Source organism: Actinacidiphila sp. bgisy167 (assembly GCF_965342175.1).
Lineage (GTDB): Bacteria > Actinomycetota > Actinomycetes > Streptomycetales > Streptomycetaceae > Actinacidiphila.
In genome coordinates this window covers 1-6845 of record NZ_CBDRBL010000146.1, presented here as the reverse complement: position 1 = coordinate 6845, position 6845 = coordinate 1, and the positions used below count along the sequence as shown (strand labels likewise).

The window sequence follows — 6845 nt, the reverse complement described above, 5'->3', positions numbered from 1 at the left end:
TCGGCGATGGCGATCAGCGGCTGCCAGGTGTCGGCGGCGCGGTCTTCGACCGGCATGGTCGGCGTCAGTTCGATCGCGTCGGTGTGGAGTGGGGCCAGCCACTGTGTGAGCCGGTCGCGCAGTGCGTGGAGGGAGGGGGTGTCGCGGAAGCTTCGGAACTCCGCCACCTTCTCGCCCGGCCTGCGTCGGCGCATCCGGATGACGACCGACCGGTCCATGATCGTGTCGGGCAGGTCGCCGATGCCCGCGAGGGCGGCCATGGCGAAGGTGGGGAACTTCGATACTTCGTGGTTGGGTCCGGAGACCCGGAGCGTGGGCCGGTTGCGTTGATGCCCCGCGTTGAGCAGGCCGCGCATCTCCTCGTTCTTCTCCGCGACTTTCGCGGACCCGAAGAGGGTGTCGGCCTCGTCGACCAGCAGTGTGGGCGGGGTGTCGGTGATGGACCGGAACACTGCTGCGGCTGAGGCGTTGACCGTGATGAGCGGGTCGTGGACGGTTTCGGTGATCACGTCCAGGAGCCGTGACTTGCCGCACCGTTTGGCCGGTCCGACCACGGCCAGCCTCGGTGCGTGCTGCCACGCGGTCTGCAGGTGGGTGGCCGCGACCCAGAGGGTCACGGCGGTGAAGGCTTCCTCGTTCGGCAGTACGACGTACCGGCGGATCTGCTCGCGCAGATCGGCCAGCACCTGCTGGCCCTCGGATGCCGGGGCGGGCTCGGGTTCGTCGGCGGGCGGTTCTGCGGGCGCTGGTGTCGGCGGTGCGGGCTGGGCCAGCCGGCCGGGTATCGCGACGGTCGGCCACACGGAGGGGGCAGCGGGGAGGGATGGCAGGTTCGGCTGCGGATCGGGCATACTGACGTCAGCTCCTCTGCTCGCGGGCCATATGGGACGGCAATCCCGGCCACGCGGGTTGATCGCTAGGGATGGCGGTTGTGAGGTTTGCGCTTGGCCCCCCGGCTCTGCTGGGGGGCTTTTCGTGTCTTGGGGGTCGGGCGCCTCGGGCGCGGTGCTGGTGGGAGTACCAGCATGGCACACGATTGCCGATTGCAGAAGTTTTTTGCGTATCGCAGGATGCCTGCTACGCTTTTACTGTCTGCGAACGGCAGAGACTCGCTACGAACAGAAGGGACTGGTCGCGGTGGACGAGGAACCCCAGCAAGGCGTCCTGATCAGCGGCGAGGAGAACGTCGCCGTACGGATCAAGCTGGAACGCGAAGCCCGCGGCTGGAGCACCAACTCCCTGTCCGACCGCCTGAACGAGGCAGGCTTCGACATGAACCCGTCCGCTGTCTGGCGCATCGAGAACCGCAAGCGCCGCATCAACGTTGACGAGGCGATCGGGTTCGCCGAGGTGTTCGGCATCGACCTGCGGAACCTTGTCGGTCCGCCGCAGCTCGCCGCCAAGGCCCGCGCCATGAAGCTCATCGACTCCGTCGTCGACGCCTACCGCGAGACGCAGCGCGCCAACGCAGCCTTCTCGAAGGCGAGAGACGCCCTCGACGCCTACCTCGCCGAGCACCCCGACATCCGCGAAGAGGCCGACGTGATGGTCTCCAACGCCATCGCCCAGGTCGCCAGTAGTCACATGCTGGAGACCTACGGGCAGGCGCCGGGTGAGGACGCGGCCGACGACAGCGTCCCCAGTAGTGACACGTAAGCGGACTTCCGGCCAACGGCCCTCGCGTCACAGGGCCGGAGCAACACACAACCGCCATCCCGAATGATCGATCCCCGCAGGCCGGCATTGCCGTGCCACAGGCCTGCGAAGAGAGGACCACGCCGTGCCCCGGTCGGCGATACCCCATGCCTCCACGCAGACCCCTCACGCTGCGAAGGGGGTGACACACACCACTGACCGCCTCCTCACGGTGGAAGAGGCAGCCGAACGCCTCGGCACCGGCATCCGTTTCGTCCGGCGCCTCATCGCGGAGCGCCGCATCGCCTTCGTCAAGGTCGGACGCCACGTCCGCCTCTCCGAGACCGTCCTTACCGCCTACATCGAGGTCCACACCGTCCAGCCCGCACGGCGGGTTCGGTCCAGCTACGGCAGTGCTGCCTGATGGCGGGCAAGCCGCAGCGGCGGCGTGAGTTCGGCAGCGTACGCAAGACCGAGTCGGGACGCTTCCAGGCCCGCTACTGGGCTCCGGACGGTAAACGGCGCTACGCGCCACACACCTTCGAGACCAAGACCGAGGCGACGACCTGGCTCACGCTCACGCAGGCGGACATAGAACGCAAGCACTGGACCGACCCCGACGTCGGCGCGGTCAACTTCGAGGACTTCGCCAACAAGTGGGTGCGGGAGCGCGGCCTCGCGGCGACCACCGAGGATCTGTACACCCGCTTGCTCAGGCTCCACATCCTGCCCGCTTTCGGGGCGTTGGACCTCGACGAGATCCAACCGGCGGACGTGCGCGTCTGGCGGGCCGAGCGGCTCAAGGCGACCAACAGCGCGAAGACGACGGTCGCCAAGTCCTACCGCCTGCTGAAAGCCGTGCTCCAGACGGCGGTCGACGACGATCTGCTCAAGAGCAACCCATGCCGTATCAAGGGCGCCGGCAAGGAGGAGGCAGATGAACGCGACGTCGCGGAGGTCGAACAGGTCTACACGCTGGCTGAAGCCATCGGACCACGCTGGCGGATCATGATCTTCCTGGGCGCCTTCGCCTCTCTCCGTCCCGAAGAACTGGCGGAGCTGCGGCGCCGTGACATCGACCTCGACGAGGGCATCGTGTGGATCAGGCGTGCCGCACCGGAGCTGACCAGCGGTCAGAAGGTTATTGGCGCTCCGAAATCGCGGGCGGGCACGCGTGCGGTCTACCTGCCCGACTTCGTGGTGCCTGAGCTGCGTCGCCACCTTCAATGGTTCGCCGAGAAGGAGCCGGACGGACTCCTCATCGTGGGCGAGCGAGGAGCCGCCCTGCGGCGATCCTCCTTCGGGCGGAAGTGGCGCAAGGCGCGGATAGCTGCGGGTCTGCCGGACAACTTCCGGTTCTACGACCTGCGCCATACCGGCAATACCCTGGCCGCCGACTCGGGCGCCAAGCTCAAGGACCTCATGGTCCGCGCGGGCCAGTCCAGCCCGAAGGCACAACTGATCTACCAGCACTCCAAGAAGAAGCACCAGCGCAAGCTCGCGAAGAGCATCGATGCCGAAGTCCGGCAGCAGCGCGGCGAAGCAGTCGAGCGGGCCCAGGCGGAGACGCAGGAGCACTCCGGCTGAGGTTGTGACGACCTCGCCCGAGGCGGCGTGGCGGAGGCGGGACCGCTCAGCAACAGCGGTCCTGTCTCCGCTCCATGTCCGCGGACGGAGTTCGCGGGAAGCGGTATTGCCTTCGCAATGCCCAACGCCTCACACTTCTATGACCCAGTTCACAGAAAATGCGTCTCGCTATTTGAGAAGTCCGGCGCGGAAAGGCTCGCGGATCGCGCGAAAGGACGCCAAGGCCGGGTCTCTGCCAGCAGAAAGGGCTTGTGGAGGGCTGGCGGGACAAGGAATGGTCTGGACAACAACAAAGCCCCGGGCCGCTGGCCTGGGGCTTTTGCGTGGAGCGGGTGACGAGAATCGAACTCGCGCTCTGAGCTTGGGAAGCTCATGTTCTACCATTAAACTACACCCGCGTAAGACACCTGTTGAGGTATCTGACCTCGCATACTGTACCCCATGTCAGGCCCGGACGCATGGCGCCGGGGCCTTCGCGTCGCTCTGAAAAGTGTGCTGAGGGAGGCGGCGGAGGCGTACGGTGTGGGATGCCTGCGTGCCCGAGAGGGCGGAGTGCCATATGAGGCAGGGGTTGCTTCATCCCCTAGTGTGGCTTTCGTCGTTGAGGTACCGGGGAGAAGGGGAGCGATGGATCGCACCGTCGTTCGTTGTGCCGAAGGGCACGTATTCAGCACCGCTACGTTCCCGATGCAGAACCTGGGCGCCGGAAGGCTCGGCCCCGGCCGGTTGATCAGGTGTCCACGGTGTGCCCGGCTGCGCAGTGCCGTCCCCGTGGCGGCTGACAGCGGCAAGTAGGCCCGCCTAGGTCCGGACGCGCAGGTCGGACGTGACGCGGGGTTCTTCGGGCCGGGTCGGCTCGATTCGGCCCGGAGCCCCGCCCACGCGTACTCTGCAGGAGTGCTTCTCTCTGACAAGGACATCCGGACCGAGATCGACAACGGGCGCGTCGGCATCGACCCGTACGAGCCGTCGATGGTGCAGCCGTCGAGCATCGACGTCCGGCTGGACCGTTTCTTCCGGGTGTTCGAGAACCACCGGTACCCGCACATCGACCCGGCCGTCGAGCAGCCGGACCTGACGCGGCTGGTGGAGCCGGAGGGGGACGACGCGTTCATCCTCCACCCCGGAGAGTTCGTGCTGGCCTCGACGTACGAGGTGATCACTCTGCCGGACGACATCGCCTCGCGTCTGGAGGGCAAGTCGAGCCTCGGGCGGCTGGGGCTGCTGACGCACTCGACCGCGGGCTTCATCGACCCCGGCTTCTCCGGCCACGTGACGCTGGAGCTGTCCAACGTCGCCACGCTGCCGATCAAGCTCTGGCCGGGGATGAAGATCGGGCAGCTGTGCCTGTTCCGCCTGACGTCGGCGGCCGAGTTCCCGTACGGCTCGGACAAGTACGGCTCGCGGTACCAGGGGCAGCGCGGGCCCACCCCGTCGCGTTCCTACCTCAACTTCCACCGGACGCCGGTCTGAGCCGCATGACCAGGTCGCTGTGATCCGACGCGGGTAAGGGGTGCCACTCCAGGAGCGGCACCCCTTACCCGTGCTTCCGCGCGCCCGAAGGCGGGGCGCCCGAAAGCGGGCTGCCTCAGATCACCGGCAGCTTGAAGAGCACCAGCAGCGCGATGAGCTGGATCGACGCCGCGCCCAGGGCCTTGGGCCACGGCAGGTCGTGGGACTTGGAGACCATGGAGGTCAGCAGGAAGGCGCAGCCGATCCAGGTGGCCCAGCCGAGGAACTGCACGAAGCTGTTGGCGCTGCCCAGGAAGACGGCGAAGGCCAGTCGCGGGGCGTCGGTCAGCGAGGTGACGAGCATGGCCAGGCCGACCGTGGGCGCCCAGGCGCCGGCGCCGCCGAGCTGGCGGGCGAGGGCGTTGGTGACGGCGCCGAGCATCAGGCCGCAGAGGATGACGGCGATGGCCGTGCACACCACCCAGGGGACGCTGTTGGAGAGGGTGGCGTCCAGGATGTCCTCGCGGGCGCTGTCGAAGCCGAAGACGGCGAGCAGCCCGTAGAGGAAGGTGACGATGAGGGCGGGGCCCCACACCTGGTGGTCGCGCATCTGCCAGAAGGTGGCGGACGGGCGCATGACGATCCCGCTCAGCAGCGGCTTCCACCCGAGCCGGGGGCCGGCCGGGGGCGCCGTGGTGTGGCCCGCGCGGTAGGTGGCCACCTGGTCCTGCTGCGTGGCCTGCGGCGGGTAGGGGGCGTAGGCGTCGGGCGCGTCGCCGATGGAGAAGGCGCGGGTGTGCCCGGGGCTGTTGTCGTACGAAGGCGTCGACGCCGCGGAGCCGAAGTACTCGGGTTCACCCTCGGCGGCCGGTGCGAAGCCGTGGTGGGGCTGCTGCCCGCCCGGCGAGGTGTTCTGCTGCGGGTAGCCGCCGTACTGCTGATGCGGTTGCTGCACGTCCCCGTCCCGTCCGCTTTCGTTCCTGGATCCAGCCACGCCTCGAACGTACCCGGTTCCGGGGGGCGGAGGACGGGCCCCCCGCCCCCGGAGGGGCATTGCTGCCAAGCTGTGACAGATTCCACACCCGGGCGGGCGCGGCACATCGGTGCCGGCTCCGGCCGGGATCCGCCCCGAATCCCCGGGCCTGTCCCGGACCCTTGAGAGACGTCGCCCGGCAGCTGTCGGGGGTGCCGCCCCTCGGGGCAGCGCTCCGGGCGGCGCGTGGGCGGGCGCGCGGGCCTGCGAAGCCCTACCGTTCGGGGCGGAACGGATCCGAAAGAACGGGAAGTGCCGATGGTCGTCAGGGTCGTACGGAATGCCGCGCGCGGGACCGCGCGCACCTCGGCGCGTGCCGCGGCGGGCGGGGCGCTCGCGGGGCTGCTGGCCCTGGCGGTGACGGGGTGCGGGCTGCTGACCACCGGCTCCGGTACGCCGGCCGCTCCGGCCGCCGGGAGTCCCCCCGCCGCGTCGTCCGCCGCCGGCGCCGTGCCGGTGAAGCCGGACCCCGCGGTGCTGGCCGCGCTGCCCGCGCGTCTTGAGGCGGACGGGACGACGGTCACGGTGGGCGACCCGGCCGCGCCGAGGACCGTCCACATCTACGAGGACCCGCGCTGTCCGGTCTGCAAGGCGTTCGAGACGGCCGCCGGGCCGCAGCTGGCGGCGCTGGCCGAGGCCGGCGACGTCAAGCTGCGGTACACCCTGGCCTCGTTCCTGGACGAGAACCTCAAGGGCAGCGGTTCCAAGAGGGCGGCGAACGCCCTGCGCGCGTCCGTCGAGGCGGGTACCGGGGCCTTCGCGACGTACCACGAGCTGCTCTACGCCAACCAGCCGCAGGAGCAGGTGGACGGGTTCACCGACGCGTACCTGCTGGAACTCGCCGGCAAGGTGAGGGGACTGCGCGGTGCCGCCTTCGACACGGCGGTGCGCCGTCAGTCCTACGCGCGGTTCGTGACCGCCTCCGAGGAGGCGTTCGTCAAGAGCGGCGCCACTGGCACCCCCTACGTGAAGATCGACGACACGGCGGTCTCCCAGGACGACCTGCAGAAGCTCTTCGACCCCGTCTCCTTCGCCGCGCTGCTGCGGGGCGCCGGCATCGGCGGCTGAGAACGGCTGAGAACGGCTGAGAGCGGCTGAGAACCACGCGGAAGGCCGGTGGGGGTGTGGGGAGCGTGGT

General features: G+C 69.0%; 7 protein-coding genes and 1 tRNA gene. 5 read left to right on the top strand and 3 right to left on the bottom strand.

The genetic code is table 11. The annotated features are described in order from the left end of the window. Window positions 1–851, bottom strand: an 851-nt coding sequence (locus ACRWND_RS29900; protein WP_431954954.1) for a DUF3631 domain-containing protein, incomplete at its 3' end; no start/stop codon positions are given. A 286-nt stretch (window positions 852–1137) separates the two neighbouring features. Between ACRWND_RS29900 and ACRWND_RS29895 the strand changes: the two genes are divergently transcribed. From ACRWND_RS29895 to ACRWND_RS29885, 3 genes are all read left to right on the top strand, one after another. After that, window positions 1138–1656 carry a helix-turn-helix domain-containing protein gene (locus ACRWND_RS29895; protein WP_431954952.1) on the top strand — a complete coding sequence of 173 codons (519 nt, stop codon included), beginning with the start codon at window positions 1138–1140 and terminating at the stop codon, window positions 1654–1656. 181 nt (window positions 1657–1837) lie between these two features. Further along, a complete protein-coding gene (locus tag ACRWND_RS29890) occupies window positions 1838–2059 on the top strand; it encodes an excisionase family DNA-binding protein (protein ID WP_431954950.1) in 222 nt (73 codons plus the stop codon). Further along, entirely contained in the window at window positions 2059–3222 is a 1164-nt protein-coding gene (locus ACRWND_RS29885) for a tyrosine-type recombinase/integrase (RefSeq protein WP_431954948.1), read from the top strand. The genes ACRWND_RS29890 and ACRWND_RS29885 overlap by 1 nt, the downstream gene beginning before the upstream one ends. A 324-nt stretch (window positions 3223–3546) precedes the next feature. On the opposite strand, the gene ACRWND_RS29880 is transcribed toward ACRWND_RS29885, so the two are convergent. Beyond that, window positions 3547–3620: transfer RNA gene (locus tag ACRWND_RS29880), tRNA-Gly, on the bottom strand. Between the two features lie 499 nt (window positions 3621–4119). Here ACRWND_RS29880 and dcd point away from each other — a divergent pair. Further along, complete coding sequence (gene dcd, locus ACRWND_RS29875) at window positions 4120–4695, top strand: dCTP deaminase (protein WP_431954946.1); 576 nt, start codon at window positions 4120–4122, stop codon at window positions 4693–4695. A gap of 115 nt (window positions 4696–4810) precedes the next feature. Here the strand turns inward: dcd and ACRWND_RS29870 are convergent, their stop codons facing one another. Further along, window positions 4811–5668, bottom strand: a complete 858-nt coding sequence (locus ACRWND_RS29870; protein ID WP_431954944.1) for a Yip1 family protein — start codon at window positions 5666–5668, stop codon at window positions 4811–4813. A 297-nt stretch (window positions 5669–5965) separates the two neighbouring features. Between ACRWND_RS29870 and ACRWND_RS29865 the strand changes: the two genes are divergently transcribed. Beyond that, complete coding sequence (locus tag ACRWND_RS29865) at window positions 5966–6775, top strand: thioredoxin domain-containing protein (RefSeq protein ID WP_431954942.1); 810 nt, start codon at window positions 5966–5968, stop codon at window positions 6773–6775. The last annotated feature ends 70 nt before the right edge of the window (window positions 6776–6845 follow it).

Bases quoted from the DNA above. Each gene is read 5' to 3' on its own strand.
- ACRWND_RS29885 (WP_431954948.1), top strand. From the start codon at position 2,059: ATGGCGGGCAAGCCGCAGCGGCGGCGTGAGTTCGGCAGCGTACGCAAG.
- ACRWND_RS29865 (WP_431954942.1), top strand. From the start codon at position 5,966: ATGGTCGTCAGGGTCGTACGGAATGCCGCGCGCGGGACCGCGCGCACC.